The organism is Chryseobacterium sp. AC417, assembly GCF_979258215.1.
The window spans coordinates 2020891-2038095 of record NZ_OZ409845.1 but is presented as its reverse complement, the minus strand read 5'-3'; the positions used below and the strand labels follow the sequence as shown (position 1 = coordinate 2038095).

Genomic DNA, 17205 nt, shown 5'->3' with positions numbered 1-17205 from the left:
TTATAAGTTTTATCAAATTTAGCCAAATTTCATACGATTTAGTTTTAAATAAAGGTTAAATAATTCTTAAAGTAGAAAATCTTACTGACTATTAAAGTGTAAAAAATTAAAAATTAACTAAATTTGTGAAACTAAAACTTTAAATAATAAATAAAAGTATAATGTCAGAAAAATCAAAAATCTATTACACACTTACAGATGAGGCTCCAATGTTGGCTACGCACTCGTTTTTACCGATCGTAAAAGCGTTTACAAAAGCTGCAAACATTGAGATTGCAGTTCCGGATATTTCTTTGGCAGGAAGAATTTTAGCAAACTTCCCAGAGTTTTTAAAAGATGATCAGAAAATTGATGATGCTTTAGCTCAATTGGGCGAATTGGCAACCCAACCTGACGCAAACATTATAAAGTTACCTAACATTTCTGCTTCTGCACCACAATTAGATACTGCTATTGCTGAATTGCAGTCTAAAGGTTTTGCAGTTCCTGATTATCCTGCTGAACCAAAGAATGATGAGGAAAAAGCAATAAAAGCTAAGTATGCAAAAGTTTTGGGAAGTGCTGTAAACCCTGTGTTAAGAGAAGGAAATTCTGACAGACGTGCTCCAAAAGCCGTTAAAAACTACGCAAAAGCAAATCCTCACAGAATGGGCGACTGGGCTTCAGACAGCAAAACTGATGTTGCTCACATGAATACCGGAGATTTCTACGGAACTGAAACTTCTGCTACACTTGAGAATGCTACAAAATATAAAATCGTTTTTAAAGGAAATGACGGTGCAGAAACTTTACTGAAAGATTTCGCAGGTCTTCAGGCTGGAGAAGTAATCGATTCTTCTGTCATGAATTTAAATTCTTTAAAATCTTTCGTACAGGAAGCAATAGAAGAAGCTAAAAATAAAAATGTACTTCTTTCGGCTCACCTGAAAGCAACAATGATGAAAATCTCTGATCCAATCGTATTCGGAGCTATTGTTGAAACTTTTTTCAAAGATGTTTTTGCTAAATATGCTGAGACTTTTGATTCTTTGGACGTGAATCCAAACAATGGTCTTGCGGATCTTTTTGATAAAATAAAAGGAGATGCTCAGGAAGCGGATATTAAAGCTGATATTGAAACCGCTTTGGCAAACGGACCAAGAGTGGCAATGGTCAATTCTGATAAAGGAATTACCAACTTCCACGTTCCTTCTGACGTTATCGTTGATGCTTCTATGGCTGCTTTGGTAAGAGGCGGAGGAAAAATGTGGAACAAAGAAGGTAAAGAAGAAGATACAATCTGTATTATTCCAGACCGTTCTTATGCAGGTTTTTATCAGTCTGTAATTGATGATATGAAAGCTCACGGAAAATTAGATCCTACTACAATGGGTTCTGTACCAAACGTTGGTTTGATGGCTCAAAAAGCTGAAGAATACGGATCTCACGACAAAACTTTCCAGGCTACAGCTGAAGGAACAATTGAAGTTCAGGACGAGACAGGAAATATTCTTCTTTCTCAAAAAGTTGAAAACGGGGATATTTTCAGAATGTGTCAGACAAAAGACGCTCCTATTCAGGACTGGGTAAAATTAGCGGTAAACAGAGCAAGACTTTCAGATACTCCGGCAATTTTCTGGTTAGATAAAGGCAGAGCTCACGACAGAGAAATGATCAAAAAAGTTGAAAAATACTTAGCTGACCATGATACAAACGGACTTGACATCAAGATTCTTGACGTTAAAGAGGCAATGACAGAAACCTTAAAAAGAGCCAGAGAAGGAAAAGATACGATTTCTGTTTCAGGAAACGTATTAAGAGATTATTTAACGGATCTTTTCCCAATCCTTGAGCTTGGAACTTCGGCGAAGATGCTTTCTATCGTTCCACTAATGAACGGCGGTGGTCTATTCGAAACAGGAGCCGGAGGTTCTGCTCCGAAACACGTAGAGCAATTTATTGAAGAAGGCTATTTAAGATGGGATTCTTTAGGTGAATTCTTAGCATTGCAGGCTTCTTTGGAACATTTGGCACAAACTCAGGGAAATACAAAAGCTCAGGTTTTAGCAGATGCATTAGATGAAGCAAATGCTAAATTCTTAGCTACAGATAAGTCACCTGCAAGAAAGGTCGGACAAATCGATAACAGAGGTTCTCATTTCTATTTGGCGATGTACTGGGCGGAAGCTTTAGCAAAACAAACTGCTGATGCTGAATTGGCTCAACAATTTGGTCCGGTAGCAGAAGCATTGCAGGAAAGCGAAGAAGTAATCAATTCTGAATTAATTGGTGCTCAAGGTAAGCCTCAGAATATTGACGGTTACTACAAAACAGATAGCTACAAAACATATGAAGCAATGAGACCAAGTACAGTTTTAAATGAAATTGTAGACGGAATTTAATTTCTCAGATGATATTTAAAAGCTCCTTTTAAAAAAGGAGCTTTTTTTATTGAATAAAATTTCACTTATTACTTCAAAGCAAAGTCAGGTTTTTCTAAACGGTTACCTTTTTGATCATACACTGCAAAATCAAAACCATCCTGAATGCAATACGATCCGTATTCGCCATTTTTATTCAAAGCAATAAAGCCAACCTGGATGTCTTTCAGGTTTTTATTTCTTTTTTGCGTAATTTTTACAATTCTTTCTACCGCTTCTTTACAAGCCTGTTGAGGGGTTCTTCCCTGTCGCATCAACTCAACAACGAGATGACAACCAACAGTTCTTATCATCTCTTCGCCATGACCTGTTGCTGTAGCTGCACCCACTTCATTATCAACAAACAGACCTGCGCCAATAATAGGAGAATCGCCTACTCTTCCGTGCATTTTGTAAGCCATTCCGCTTGTAGTGCATGCACCTGAAAGATTTCCTTGTGCATCCAAAGCAATCATTCCGATCGTATCATGGTTTTCTATGTTGACAATGGGTTGGTATTTACTGGTTTTAAGCCATTCTTTCCATTCTTTTTCAGATTCGGGAGTGAGAAGATTTTCTTTTTTAAACCCTTGCGAAATTGCAAATTCAAAAGCACCGTCACCAACCAACATTACGTGAGGTGTTTTTTCCATCACGGCTCTTGCAACAGAAATTGGATTTTTAATATTTTCTATGCACGCAACCGAACCGATATTGTAATTTTCATCCATAATGCAGGCATCCAGAGTTACTCTTCCGTCTCTGTCTGGTCTGCCTCCATATCCCACACTTCTTTCGCTGGGATCATTTTCTATCAAACGAACACCTTTTTCAACCGCATCTAATGCTTTTCCACCTTTTCCTAAAATCTTCCAGGCTTCTACATTGGCTTTTATCCCGAAATTCCAGGTTGAAAGAACGATAGGTTTATTCATTACTCTATTGTTATTTTCAGACGATTCTTTAGCGATTAAATCTAAAGGATTCAGCAATAAAGCAGATGATAATATTCCTGTGGTTTTTAAAAATTTTCTACGTGAATTCATATTTTAATTTGGTTTTTCAGGGATGTAAAGTTTAAAGTTATCGGAAATTATCTTATTGCGCTCCTATTTCGTCTACAAAAAGCCAGGCTTTTGAGTCTGCTCCGGGATTTCCTGCGGGAATGATACCTGCGTTTTCTATTTTAATTCTAATAAATTTCGCATTTTGATTTCCTGCTTTCAGAGTTATTTTCCCTTTTGCTGAAAGAATTTCATCTTTCCCGATTTCTTTGATTTTTTTAAAATTCTTCCCGTCATCCGAAATCGAAACTGAGGCCGATTTAGCCAAATGAATCCAGCTTCCTTTATTATCCAATGTATTAAAATAAACTTCTGAGAAATTTGTCTTTTTACCTAAATCAATGGTTGCTACCACATCTTTTCCCTGAAAACCCAGCCAAGTTTTTCCCAGTTGCTTTACGTTTCCCACAATTCCGTCAACTAATGTAAATGCTCCGCCGAAAGAATAATTTTCACTTGGGTGATGCTCTAAAGTAATTGTCTTTCCCGTAGTTTTTGATGGGGTAAAATTCTGAGAAGATACTGCACTTTTCAATTCTCCATTTTCAAAATAAGCAGATTTTACAGTCATTACTTTAGAAACAGAAATCGGATTCTGATAAGTTGCAGAACCCGATGTGGGCTCACTGCCGTCAATGGTATACTTAATTCCGTTCGAATTTTGTGAGGTCGAAAGTTCATAAGAAACACCCATCTTATTAGGAATAACCTTTCCTGCAATATTGTAAATGCTTTTAGCATAATTGATGTTCATTTTATCTAAAATTTTAAAATTCTCCACCACTCTGTTTTCAAATTCTTTATATTTTTTTGGATCTGAAGTTCCCCAACTGACTTCAGAAAGTGCAAATAATCTAGGAAAAATCATGTATTGAACCTGCTTAAAATCAAGTATATATTCCGTCCATAAATTTGCCTGAACTCCCAGAATATATTTCGACTGTTCCTCATTTAATTCAGCAGGAATCGGATGGTAAGAATACACTTTATCCAAAGGCGTAAAACCTCCAAACGCATTTGGTTCAGTTTGTGGATCGCCTTGATAATGATCAAAATAACAATATGCTCCGGGAGTCATCACGGCAAAATGATCTGTTTTTGCAGCTTCAATTCCGCCTTTTATGCCTGTCCAGCTCATTACAGCAGCATTTGGGGCTAATCCGCCTTCAAGAATCTCGTCCCAGCCAATAATTTTCCGTCCTTTAGAATTCACATATTTTTCAATTCTTTGAATAAAATAACTTTGTAAGCCATGCTCACCCTTCAGATTATTTTTCCTGATCAAATCCTGACAATGTGTACATTCTTTCCATCGTGTTTTCGGGCATTCATCACCACCGATGTGAATGTACTGCGAAGGAAACAGCTGAATCACTTCATCCAAAACATTTTCTAAAAAAGTAAAAGTTTCATCTTTCGGACAGAAAACATCATCAAATACACCCCATTTTGTTGCCGGTTCAAAAGGTCCCTTTGTACAAGCCAATTCAGGATAAGCGGCGAGCGCCGCCAAAGCGTGACCCGGCATTTCGATTTCCGGAACTACTGTGATATGCCTTTCATGAGCGTATTTTACGACGTCTTTTATTTCATCCTGCGTGTAAAAATAAGGTCCATAAGGTTTTCCATCAAAGGTATTATCCACATAAGCTCCAATCATAGATTCTTTACGTTTTGACCCGATTTGTGTCAATTTTGGATATTTTTTAATTTCAATTCTCCAACCCTGATCGTCTGTCAGATGCCAATGAAAAGTATTCAGTTTGTACATTGCTAAATAATCGATGTACTGCTTTACTTCTGCAACGGTGAAAAAATGACGGCAGACATCGAGATGCATTCCTCGCCATGCAAATTTGGGCTCATCTTCAATTATTAATGCGGGAATTCTTCTGTTATTGCTATTTTTAAATAATTGAATCAACGTTTGAACCGCTAAAAAGTAACCCTGGTCAGTGTAAGATTTTACATGAATTTGTTTTGATGAAACTTCAATAGAATAAAATTCAGAATTCTGTTTACCCTCATTTGCTAATTTTGAATATAACAATTGAACATCTTTTTTCTGTGCATTTTTAAATTTTAATTTGAGATGTTGTTTAAGATATTCTGTTTCCTGTTTTGGAAGATTATCTCCTAAATTCAATGTTTCAGTAATAATAAATTCTCCTTTTTGAAATTCCACTTTATGCGGATAAGGAATTAAATTCAGTTTTGATTGAGAGAAAGAAAAAGCAGAAATCAATAAAGAAAAGACCAGAAAAATACGCAGCATCTTGTTGAGTTTAGATTAAAGCGAATATAATTATTTTCTCAAAAATTCATTCTATCATTTAACTTATTCTCCTACAAAACATCTAAATTTGTATAAAATAAACGATGAAAAAAACATTTCTATTGGCGGCCGGATTATTATTTTCAGTTTCTGCACAGGCACAGATTTTAGATATTATTAAATCTACCGTGAAAAATCAGACCGGAGTTGACCTTAACCAGCCGGTTAAAACGAAAACTACGACCAATTCTTCAACTACAACTTCTACGAATACACAATTTCCAACGATCAACATCAATAGTCTTACTTCGACCCAAATTTCATCAGGTTTAAAAGAAGCTCTGACTCTTGGGGTAACTGAAGGGGTAAAAAAATTGTCCGTGACAGATGGTTTTTTGAAAAATGAAGCTGTAAAGATTTTAATGCCCGAAAAATTACGAGTTATAGATACAAAACTCCGTGCTTTCGGATTGGGAAGTTTGGCTGATCAGGGTGTAAAATTACTCAACAGAGCCGCAGAAGATGCAGTGACAGAATCTGCCCCGATCTTTACAAAAGCCATTACCTCGATGACCATTACGGATGCTAAAAATATTTTACTTGGTGGCGATAATTCTGCAACCAATTATTTACAAACAAAAACAAAATCTCAGCTTTTCACTGCTTTTCAGCCTAAAGTGAAAGCCTCTTTGGGAAAAGTAGGTGCAGATAAAGTTTGGAATAATCTGATTTCAAAATACAATACTTTAACCGGAAATGCTGTTTCCACCGACCTTAATGAATATGTAACCAATGAAACCATCAACGGTGTTTTTAAAATGGTTGCCGAAAAAGAAAGCGGGATCAGGAATAATTCTGTAATGAGAACGACAAGTATTTTGCAGAAGGTTTTTGGGGCGCAGGATGGGAAATAAATGTTAGATATTAGACACTAGATATTAGACATTAGATGTTAAACCTGCAATGAATTGTTTAAAATTAGTAAAAATAAAAAGGGTTATTTCAAAAACTGAAATAACCCTTTTTATTTTATTTAGAATTGCATTTCAGGAATTTCTCCTTCGATGATTAAATCTGCTTCTGTTGATTTGATGATGTGGTCTACAGAAACACCGGGAGCTCTTTCAACCAATTTAAATCCGGCTGGAGTTACATCCAAAACTGCCAATTCGGTTACAACTTTCTTTACGCAATTGATTCCGGTTAAAGGAAGTGTACATTTTTTCAGTATTTTGCTTTCTCCGGCTTTGTTAACGTGCATCATGGCAACAATAATATTCTCAGCCGAAGCTACCAAATCCATCGCGCCACCCATTCCTTTGACCATTTTACCGGGAATTTTCCAGTTGGCAATGTCACCATTTTCTGAAACTTCCATCGCTCCAAGAATGGTAAGATCAACTTTCTGACTTCTGATCATCCCGAAACTGAATGCAGAATCGAAAAACGACCCGCCATCCAGAATGGTAATCGTCTGTTTTCCGGCGTTGATGACATCTGCGTCTTCTTCGCCCTCAAAAGGAAATGGTCCCATTCCCAAAACTCCGTTTTCACTTTGGAATTCTACCGAAAGATTGTCCGGAACGTAATTGGCGACCAATGTCGGGATTCCGATTCCTAAGTTGACGTAATATCCGTCTTTTACTTCTTTGGAAATACGTTTTGCTATATCTTCTTTACTTAACATTTTTAATTTGATTTTTTTAACGCAAAGAGCGCAAAGTTTTTTTAAAGATTGACACTGCTTTTAAGTTCGCAAAGGCGTTCCACTTAGCAAAGTCACACAAATTTTAATTACTGAAGTGTTTGAAGGAATATATTTAATTATTATTCTTTCTTACAGTTCTTTGTTCGATTCTTTTTTCAAATTTTTCGCCTTGGAAGATTCTTTGAATCATAATTCCCGGGATGTGAATCTGGTTGGGATCTAATTCTCCCGGAGCCACCAATTCTTCTACTTCGGCAATGGTAATTTTTCCTGCTCCCGCCATTGGATGATTAAAATTTCTTGCCGAACCTTTAAAAATTAGATTTCCTGCATGATCTCCTTTCCATGCTTTTACGATAGAATAATCTGCTTCGTAAGCATGTTCAAGAATATGTGGTTTTCCGTTGAAATCTTTTACTTCTTTCCCTTCTGCAACTTCAGTTCCAAAACCTGCTGGTGTGTAGAATGCAGGAATTCCTGCTTGTGCAGCTCTGCATTTTTCGGCTAAAGTTCCCTGTGGTGTCAATTCAACATCCAGTTCGCCAGAAAGCATCTGTCTTTCAAATTCTGCGTTTTCTCCAACGTAAGAAGAAATCATTTTTTTGATCTGCTTTTTCTGCAACAACAATCCTAATCCGAAATCGTCGACTCCGGCATTGTTTGAGATACACGTAAGTTCTTTTACACCACTGTCTACCAATGCGTTGATTGAATTTTCCGGAATCCCGCAAAGTCCGAAACCTCCAAGCATCAAAGTCATTCCGTCGTGAATGCCTTCGATAGCTTCTTGTGCATTTTTTACTCTTTTATCTATCATGAAATATTAGATTTTCTGTCGGCTAAATTTAATACTTTTCTTTATAACTTCATTTATTTAAGATTCATTTGAATATTTTATTAAAAAATAAAGGTTTGTGATTTGGTCATAAGATTGAATTTACATTTTATAAATTTCAAATAATCAAAAAAATCGTCTACAAGATGGAGGATGATTGTTAAAAGATATGGGGGATTTTCTTTGTAGTAAAGATTTATTCTTTCTGAATTTTTATGTTTTGAATACTTTTATCTGAATAGTAAAATCTAATTATATAAAACCCTTTAGGATATAAATGAATATCAATTTTTCCGGTTTTCTGGTTTATTTTTTCCCAGCCGGTTACTTTTCTACCTGTAGAATCATACATCTCTATTCTGTCTAATAATTTTTCTCCTTCATAGAATATAAAGTCAGAAGTAGGATTAGGATAGAATTTTAACTTCGTAGCTTTACTTTCGGCTACTAAGAGTTGGTTCACATTAACCGTTTTTGTAATATTGGAAGAACACGAGTTTCTATAGACTGTCAAAGAAACAGTGTAAGTACCAGATGCTGCATATTGGTGTATAGGATTTATTGTTGTAGATGTGACTCCATCTCCGAAATCCCACAGCACAGAATCATAATTTGATGAAATATTATTGAAAGTAACCTGCTGATTATTTCCGGAAACAGAAAAATCGGCATTTATATGGTAAAGATTCATGAGCCATTGTGCAGGATTTGTCAATACTGTATTTCCTGAAATCTGCTGATAGTATTGTGCTGTATTTTGCGGTAGTCCACCAAAATAACCTGAAAGATGAGAAGTCTGCTTATATAATGTAGCATATACTGATGCTGCAACAAGATAACTTCCGTTAAGGTTTGGATGTATATCATTATAGCTACCGTGTAATGCTAAATCTTGGGATGCAGTATAATGTACTCTTGCAGATTCTCCTGCAGGAATCATCTCTACCTGCATAAGATTAGACATTTTTGTTATGGAATCTTTAATCATTCCCTGTATAGTAAAATAAGTAGCGTAATCATTTTGTGAGGGCACTCCATAAGGTATCTCATAAAGAAAAATTTTTGAACACGGACTGTATTTTCTTATAGAATCTCTTATTGTTTTTCCTCTGTTTGCTGTTACACTAACCGGATAAGAAACCCCAGCAGATTCAGAGGTTCCGGGCTGTAAAACGACATACTTATATATTTTTGATCTTATTGCCTGATATAATGCCGCATCATTAACATGATTCACAAAACCTGTACCTGCTACTGTATAAGAAGTGACTTCCACTGTTTTTCCTTTATCAATCGCTATATTTTTAAACAATTCCGGCATATTATTATAATAAGTCATGCTATTTCCTACAAACAATACCTGATCTGTTTGCCCTGAAAGATTAAGAAAAAACACAAAGGCTAATAATGTAAATATTTTATTCATAGTAAAAAAATAGTTAATAAATTATTGTAAATATTCCTAATTATGGAATTTTATAAGTAAATATATTAAAAAAACAATACACTCTTAAATATTTTATCATCAATTTTGAGAAAGATAAAATAGATTTACTCTAAAAATAATTTACAAAAGGTTTTAAAACGAAAAAAGCGGAAACAAGTTCCGCTCTTTATCAGTAAATTATGAATCGTTTTATTCGATAATCAATTTTAAAGTAAATAATTTCCTGGTATATACTTTTACAAAATAAACACCTTTTGGAAGATTCTCGTTGACCAAAGAAAAACGTTGATTCTGAACGTTTTCCGATCTATATAAAAGTTGACCTGTTGCAGATAACAACTCAATCTTATCAATCGGATAATCACTTTTTATGAAACTTGGCTGTCCCGGTTTTGTAGGATTAGGATATAAAACTACATTTTTCTCGGTTTTATTATTCGTTTCTGCAGTTCCTAAAGTTGGTGAGGTTACCTGAAACTGTACTCTGTTTGAAACTTCGGTATACGAATCGTTGGTGAACATCACCATGTAATAATTACCTGCTGTAGTTGGTACTCCATTTACATTTCCTGTGATGGTTTTCGTACCCTGGGTAACGCCATCGAAATAAGTGTAAGAAATAAAATTATCATCCGGAATAGAGACACTCTGAGGATAAACTCCCAACCAGTCTTTGATGATTCCCGGAGAATCTGTCCATGAAGCGGTAATATTTTCACCTAAAGTATACACTGGCTTATTGATCCAAAGTTCTGTAACAATATCACCTACTTTGAAGAAAACCTTCTCTCCTACAGTATTATAACCGTCTTCAAGAAAATACTGAGCGTAGTAATAACCTTTCGGAAGTCCTGTAAAATTCAGAGTACCTGCAGCAGCATTTACATAACTCCATTTTGATGCGGGAGTCGGGCCGGGAACCTGCCCCATTTTGTAAATTCCGATCCAGTCTTTTACTAAATTGGGTGCATTACTGTAGTTCACTACCACCGTACCACCAACCGGATAATTGTTGGCAGTTGTCTGAAGCACAACTTTTGGTCCTACATAAAAGTTTTTCTTCTGAGCAATGTCTGTATAACCATTATTGGCAAAAAATCCTGCAAAATACTGACCTTTAGTTGCCAAACCATTGGGAAAGCTGGCTATCCCTGAAGTTTGCCCGTTGGTGTATACAAAGCCTTGGGAAGTTGTGGTCGCCGGGTTTTGACCTTTTTTGTAAAGTCCTACCCAATCCTGCTGATTTCCCGGCCCATCATTATAAGTTACTGTGATGGCTTCATTCTGGAGATATTCTGTTTTATCTAAAGTAAAACTCGGGTTAGAAACTACACTTCCTGTTACCTGAAACTGTTTCACATCGCTCCAGTCGCTCCATTCCATATTTCTGTCTCTGTAGCGGGTTTTCACGTAATACGTTCCGTTGGTTATAGAATTGGCAGCGAATGTCATTTTCGTAATATCTACACCTGCATTGATGTTTTTAGTAAGATCCGGATTTCCGTTTCCGTCTTTTCCGAACCAGTTTTCGTAATCTCTGTAAAAATCTTTTTCGATTACAGAAAAGTCAGCCACTTTACTTACTAAAAACTGAGTACTGTTTAATAGTTCATTTGCCGGCGAAGAGAATGCGCTTCCATTCAAAGTTAAAGGTAAAGTGATCGGTGCCGAAAATGTATTGGTGATCATCGGCTTTACCGGTTTAGGCTTATTTTTATAACGGTGGAATGAATCGATCAATACATTATCTTTCTGAGTATAAATACCTCCGATAGAATAACTTTCGATATCTACTTTTCCATTAGCAACATCTACTTCGATGATTTGATACGTCCAATCTGTCAGTGTTTTTTGTACGTCATCAAAATCCTGCTCTGTAGACATTCCCCAATATTGATCCCAAGCCGTTCCGCCTGATATAATCTGATAATTTGGAGTGTTTTTTAACTGACCTCTGTGGTAAAGGTGATGGTGAGCTCCTACATGCATCAAATATTTTTCTGAACCTGCCAAAAGTGGCACCGCATTGTTTCTTACCCAAGTAGAAATATCACCCACATATTGCTCTGCCTGATACGGTCTGTGACTTAAAGAAATGATCCAGTCGACTGTAGTATCGGTATTGGCAGCATTTAAAACCTGTTGAAGCCATGTTTGCTGTGCAGATCCTGTATGTTCTGAACTTAAACTTACAAACAAAACGTTTCCGGCTTGATGTGCGTAGTAGTTTTCGTTACCCGATGTGATATTTTTATAACTTATTTCATCAATATTAAAATGCGCATAGTAAGAATTCATTCCCATCGTACCATAGGTTTCGTGGTTTCCTACTGTTGTAAGAATCGGAAGGTAAGGTGACAATTTTCTATTTTTCTTAAAATGTACATTTTCATAATGATCCAGAGTTCCTACGTCAACCTGATCTCCCACCATAAAAGTTAAAGCGATATTGTCTGAAGGATCTGAATTGATTCCAAACTTTTCTTTTATTTTTTTATACGCTTTATAATTTAATGAATCATAGCGAGGTTCTGCTTTGATCTGGTTGTCTCCCATGATCAAAAAACGTATTTTACCATCTGAGGTTACAGGTTGCCCCGCAAGAGGAAGCGTTCTGAAATTATAGACTGCCGACTCGCTGGTTCCTGTTTTAATTTTATAATAATATTTCGTATTGGGCTGTAAGTTGGTAATCTTTGCTGTGTGATAATAATAATTGTTATTATATCCTGTATCAGAAAAAATGTTGGTTGTTCCTGTTACAGTTACATTGAGGTTCGTAGGAGAGTTTCCGTAAAGAACAGTAGTTTCGTTGTTTGAGCTTGTCTTCCAGTTGACAATCATAGAATTAGGAGCCGGATTTTGCAAATAAGGGTACAAAACCTGAGCATAAGTAAGCTGGACGACTAAAAAAAAAGAATAATAGATAATGCCTCATGATAATTTTTGTTGAGTTGAATTACTAAAGAATGATTTCATTTTTATAATGCGGCAAATATAAATTTCATGTATAAACTCAGAATGACGTTAATAATAAACAACCATTAATTTTTCTCTGAAAAAAAGCACTAAAAACATGCTTTAGTATCGTAAAATTGTTTGGCATATTCAAAAAGTATTTCATATATTTGCAACCTGTTATTCAACCTCTGACGAAGTCCGTGTAAGTTGCTTAGCGTAACATATTTTATTTTATTAATAATGGATTTATTAAAGTACGTACAAGACAAGTACATTACAAAAAAAGAATTCCCAGAATTCAAAGCTGGTGATACAATCACTGTGTATTACGAGATTAAGGAAGGTCAGAAAACAAGAACTCAGTTCTTCAAAGGAACTGTAATCCAATTGAGAGGAACAGGTTCTACAAAGACTTTTACAATCAGAAAAATGAGTGGTGATGTAGGTGTAGAGAGAGTTTTCCCTATCAACATGCCGGCTCTTCAAAAAATTGAAGTTGACAGAAGAGGTAAAGTTAGAAGATCTAGAATTTACTACTTCAGAGATCTTAGAGGTAAAAAAGCGAGAATTAAAGACGCTGCTTACAAGAAAAAATAATTTAGACAACAACACATACGAAAAGAGACTGCTAATTTTAGTGGTCTCTTTTTATTTTATAAAAAACTAAAGTTTTCTTCCAAAAAAAAACCGCTTTGCCACAAGAACAAAACGGTCTTCATCAAATTATCTAATTGTTACTTTTTCTACTTTTCCAAATCTGCAACAAGATCTTTCCATTCCTGTAATTCAGGGATACCCGGTTTTCTTTTCCCGAAAAACTGTACGATAAAATCACCTTCTTTGTTGAATACTTCGATAGCTGTTACCTCACCATCATCTGTCGGTTTTTTCACGATCCAGGCTTCAGCTATTTTCGTTACATCTAAATGCAGATTAAAATCAGGATCCATCACATTGAACCACTGCTGGTGCCACATCGTTTTCTTCACCTCACCGGTATGAATCTGAATAATCCCTCTGTTCCCAACGAAAATCATGATCGGGAGATTTTTTTCAGAAGCATCTTCAAGCACATTGACCACTTTTGAAGTTTCAATTTTTTTAGCATAACCTTCAGGAGCCAGTCTTAAAGCCTGAGTTCTTGAAACTCCGAATTTTCTGGTCATCATGAAGAAATCATGGGTATCTTTTAGCTCAGTCCACGCTTTTCTGAAACCTTCTGCATCGATTTCAGAATCTGCTTTTTCAGCAGCTTTTGGAAGAACTTTTTCAAATTCAAATTTTTCATTTTGGTCTTCAGCTTTAAACTGAGCAATAATTTCTTCAAAAGCATCCACGTTGCTCTCTTTTGTTAGATATATTTTATGAAGTGCCAAACCGTCTTTCCCGAAGAACTGAATACTTTTTTTATCATCTTCTACTACTGCAAAAGCGAATTTCCAGTGATTCATAAATATTCTCAGATCAATATCTTCTCCCACAAAAAGCTGTGCGTGAGGACTGCTGAAATCACCATTCAGGTAAGTTCCTTTTCTTTCGTGTACGCATTCTTCGTTTCTGGTAAGAGCTATCACCTTACCCATTTTTTCAACTTCTGTTAAGATATTTGCAAATTCAGGCTTAAGAACGGTCACCTCTTCTCCAACGTTAGTGAGTAACAATTCTGCTTCGCTCACACCCAATTGCTGTGCTGCATTTCTAATTCTCAAATGAGGATTTTCTGTTTTCAAAGATTCCCATTTTTCTTTCAGTTCATTAATTACTGTATTCATTATTTTATCTTTTATGGTTTAAAATTAATTGAGGGATAATTTTAATTCATCATTATTTCTCCAGATTATCCAAAAATAATCATGGGATTTGCGTTAGTGGGATGCGGACAAATCGTACATGGAAAATTGTAAGCCTGCGTAATATTTTCTGAAGTAAACACCTCTTCCGGCGTTCCGTAAGCAGAAACTTTTCCCGATTTCATTAATACAATTTTGTCTGCAAACTGTGCTGCCAAATTCAAATCATGCAACACAACTATTGCAGAGTTTTCTTTTTGTGTAAATTTTTTAATGATTTCTAAAGCTTTGTACTGATGTTTGACATCCAGATTATTTAAAGGCTCATCCAGAAAAACCAACTTTTTTTCAATTTTGTTTTCCACCTGAGCCATTACTCTTGAAAGATGGACACGTTGTTTTTCACCACCGGACAGAGTATTGTAATCTCTTTCTTTTAAGTGATACACATCGGTTTCGTACAAGTGCTTATTCATCGCTTCGAAATCTTCTTTTCCTGGCTGAGAATCGAAGTACGGATAGCGCCCCATCATCACAACATCTTTTACCTGCAAAGGAATTTCATTGGAATTGTGTTGAGAAAATTTGGCTTTGTGCATTGATAATTCCCGAACTTCCCAATCAGAAATATCTTTATCTTTAAATAAAATTTTCTGTTTGCCTTGCTGCACTTCATGAGCCAAGACACTCAATAAACTTGACTTTCCGGCTCCGTTGGGTCCTACAATCACTAAAAATTCGCCATATCCTAAAGTGATATCAACTTCATTAAGAATAAAAAAATCTTTATGCTTGTAATTGATTTTATTCGCCTTTACCATCAGAGTGATTTTTTAAATTTAATTAAAATAGCAATGAAAATGGGTCCGCCAATAAGTGAAGTTAAAATACCAATCGGCAATTCTGAGGGTGCCACAATACTTCTGCTAACGGTGTCTGCAATGAGAAGTAAAATACTTCCCAAAACCGCTGATAAAGGCAGAATAAACGTGTAGTTTGACTTAAATAAAAGCCTTAAAATATACGGGACAATAAGACCGACAAAACCAATTGTTCCGGAAAATGCCACACAAGTTCCTACCATTAAAGAGGTGATGATGATGATCTGTTTTTTTAATTTTTCTACATTTATTCCTAAATGCTGTGCATCTCTTTCGCCCAACATCATTGCGTTTAGAGCTTTTCCTTTTGGCAGTAAAATGAGGTATGAAATGATCATTACCACCCCTAAAACAATATTTTTCATCCAGGTTGCGGCGGCAAGACTTCCCATATTCCAAAACGTTAAATCTCTCAACTGTTCGTCTTTTGAAATATAAATCAAAAATCCTGTGACTGAAAAACCGATTGATGTAATCGCTACCCCACTCAGCAACATCATGACCACGTTAGTTTTACCACTGCTCGTGGAAATTCTGTACACCAACATCATTGCCAACAAAGCTCCTAAAAAAGCTGAAATACCGGTAAGTGAAAATTGAATCGCCTCTGGAAGATATTCCTTAAAATGTCCGCCGAGTACAATTGCAATGGCTGCCAATAAGGTTGCACCAGAAGTTAAACCTATCGATTCACCCGTTGCCAAAGGATTTTTAAATAAACCCTGCAAACTTGTTCCGGAAACTGCAAGCATACTTCCTATCAAAATTGCCATGATAATTCTGGCTGCACGTACATCCCAAATCACATATTTGTCGCTTAAAGCTAAATTTGGATCACCCATGATCATTTGGTTTAAAACTGTAAAAGGGGAAATCCCATTAAAGTCATAAACCCCAATATAAAGTGCCACAATTGCCAGTATCACGAGCAAAATGACACTTATTGTGAAATAAAAATATAATTTATTTTGTGCTTTCAATTAAAAGTTTATTTAATGCAACTGCAGCCTCGCCTAATCTAGGACCGAAACCGGAAACCAAACCTCCGTCCATTGCGATAATCTTCTTGTTTTTACCCGCATTTGTCTGAGAAACTCCGGGCATTTTTAAAGCTCCTTCGTTTCCGCCAGAACCCTGTAGACCCGTTGAGAAGAAGAATAAAACATCAGGATTTGCTTTTACTACCGCTTCCGGAGTCAATGGTTTGAAATCTTCGAAATCATTGATCGCATTTTCTCCTCCTGCAAGACCAATTAGCGCAGCCATCGGTGTATTTTTACCAGAAACCATCATCATATTTCCTCTGGCGTAGATGAATAATACCTTTGGTTTTTTTGCAATGGGCTGAATTTGCTTTAAATCTGCATCAATCTTATCATTTAATTTCTGATAATCAGTATTTCCGACAGCTTTTGCAACATCAGCGATCAGTTTTTTGGTTCCTGCTACAGAAAATTCCTGTTTAAATAATTCAGATTTAATTCCTGAAGCTTTAATTTTTCCTAATAACTCCGGATTGATATCTTTTTCAGAAGCCAAAATCAATGTTGGAGAAACTGCCATAATCGGCTCGATCGTCATTGATCTTACGTGACCTAAATCTTTAGCGGTAGCTTTTAAAGTTTCAGGATAAGTACTTGTAACATCTGTTGCTACGATTTCGCTGTCGTGACCCAATGCACTTACAATTTCTGTAATTCCACCGCTTAGCGAAACGATTTTATGGTTGGTTTTTGGAGTTTCAGAGGAAACTTCAGTACCGTTTTCTGTAGGTTTTGCAGTTTCTTTTGTGCAAGAATGTACTGCCATAAGAACAGAAGCTGCAAGAATGAATTTTTTCATGTT

13 protein-coding genes are annotated in these 17205 nt (G+C 36.0%); 3 read left to right on the top strand and 10 right to left on the bottom strand.

Going from position 1 to position 17205, the window contains the following annotated elements; translation table 11 throughout:
- Window positions 1-161 precede the first annotated feature (161 nt).
- Window positions 162-2381: an NADP-dependent isocitrate dehydrogenase gene (locus ACZZ9T_RS09840; RefSeq protein ID WP_463441942.1), complete on the top strand. Its 2220-nt coding sequence runs from the start codon at window positions 162-164 to the stop codon at window positions 2379-2381.
- 68 nt (window positions 2382-2449) lie between these two features.
- Here the strand turns inward: ACZZ9T_RS09840 and ACZZ9T_RS09835 are convergent, their stop codons facing one another.
- Together ACZZ9T_RS09835 and ACZZ9T_RS09830 are read right to left on the bottom strand one after the other, a co-directional pair.
- On the bottom strand, window positions 2450-3445 hold the full coding sequence (locus ACZZ9T_RS09835) for an isoaspartyl peptidase/L-asparaginase family protein (RefSeq protein WP_463441941.1): 996 nt from the start codon (window positions 3443-3445) through the stop codon (window positions 2450-2452).
- Between the two features lie 52 nt (window positions 3446-3497).
- The gene (locus ACZZ9T_RS09830) at window positions 3498-5738 is read right to left on the bottom strand and encodes a glycoside hydrolase family 20 protein (protein ID WP_463441940.1); all 2241 of its coding nucleotides are present in this window, start codon (window positions 5736-5738) and stop codon (window positions 3498-3500) included.
- Between the two features lie 104 nt (window positions 5739-5842).
- Here ACZZ9T_RS09830 and ACZZ9T_RS09825 point away from each other — a divergent pair, with 104 nt between their 5' ends.
- Entirely contained in the window at window positions 5843-6652 is an 810-nt protein-coding gene (locus tag ACZZ9T_RS09825; protein ID WP_463441939.1) for a DUF4197 domain-containing protein, read from the top strand.
- Between the two features lie 119 nt (window positions 6653-6771).
- On the opposite strand, the gene ACZZ9T_RS09820 is transcribed toward ACZZ9T_RS09825, so the two are convergent.
- From ACZZ9T_RS09820 to ACZZ9T_RS09805, 4 genes are all read right to left on the bottom strand, one after another.
- Entirely contained in the window at window positions 6772-7425 is a 654-nt protein-coding gene (locus tag ACZZ9T_RS09820) for a CoA transferase subunit B (RefSeq protein WP_463441938.1), read from the bottom strand.
- 133 nt (window positions 7426-7558) lie between these two features.
- Window positions 7559-8263 (bottom strand): CoA transferase subunit A, encoded by a 705-nt coding sequence (locus ACZZ9T_RS09815; protein ID WP_463441937.1) that lies wholly within the window; start codon window positions 8261-8263, stop codon window positions 7559-7561.
- A 214-nt stretch (window positions 8264-8477) separates the two neighbouring features.
- Window positions 8478-9707, bottom strand: a complete 1230-nt coding sequence (locus tag ACZZ9T_RS09810) for a PKD domain-containing protein (RefSeq protein ID WP_463441936.1) — start codon at window positions 9705-9707, stop codon at window positions 8478-8480.
- Between the two features lie 210 nt (window positions 9708-9917).
- Window positions 9918-12572, bottom strand: coding sequence for a fibronectin type III domain-containing protein (locus ACZZ9T_RS09805; protein ID WP_463441935.1), 2655 nt, complete (start codon window positions 12570-12572; stop codon window positions 9918-9920).
- Between the two features lie 357 nt (window positions 12573-12929).
- On the opposite strand from ACZZ9T_RS09805, the gene rplS reads away from it, so the two are divergent.
- Window positions 12930-13286, top strand: coding sequence for a 50S ribosomal protein L19 (gene rplS, locus ACZZ9T_RS09800; protein WP_007846341.1), 357 nt, complete (start codon window positions 12930-12932; stop codon window positions 13284-13286).
- A 146-nt stretch (window positions 13287-13432) separates the two neighbouring features.
- On the opposite strand, the gene ACZZ9T_RS09795 is transcribed toward rplS, so the two are convergent.
- From ACZZ9T_RS09795 to ACZZ9T_RS09780, 4 genes are all read right to left on the bottom strand, one after another.
- The gene (locus ACZZ9T_RS09795) at window positions 13433-14461 is read right to left on the bottom strand and encodes a hemin-degrading factor (RefSeq protein WP_463441934.1); all 1029 of its coding nucleotides are present in this window, start codon (window positions 14459-14461) and stop codon (window positions 13433-13435) included.
- Between the two features lie 65 nt (window positions 14462-14526).
- Window positions 14527-15300, bottom strand: coding sequence for a heme ABC transporter ATP-binding protein (locus ACZZ9T_RS09790; protein WP_463441933.1), 774 nt, complete (start codon window positions 15298-15300; stop codon window positions 14527-14529).
- Window positions 15300-16340: a FecCD family ABC transporter permease gene (locus ACZZ9T_RS09785; RefSeq protein ID WP_463441932.1), complete on the bottom strand. Its 1041-nt coding sequence runs from the start codon at window positions 16338-16340 to the stop codon at window positions 15300-15302. The genes ACZZ9T_RS09790 and ACZZ9T_RS09785 overlap by 1 nt, the downstream gene beginning before the upstream one ends.
- A complete protein-coding gene (locus tag ACZZ9T_RS09780) occupies window positions 16324-17202 on the bottom strand; it encodes a heme/hemin ABC transporter substrate-binding protein (RefSeq protein ID WP_463441931.1) in 879 nt (292 codons plus the stop codon). Before ACZZ9T_RS09780 ends, ACZZ9T_RS09785 begins: the two co-directional genes overlap by 17 nt.
- Window positions 17203-17205: the final 3 nt, after the last annotated feature.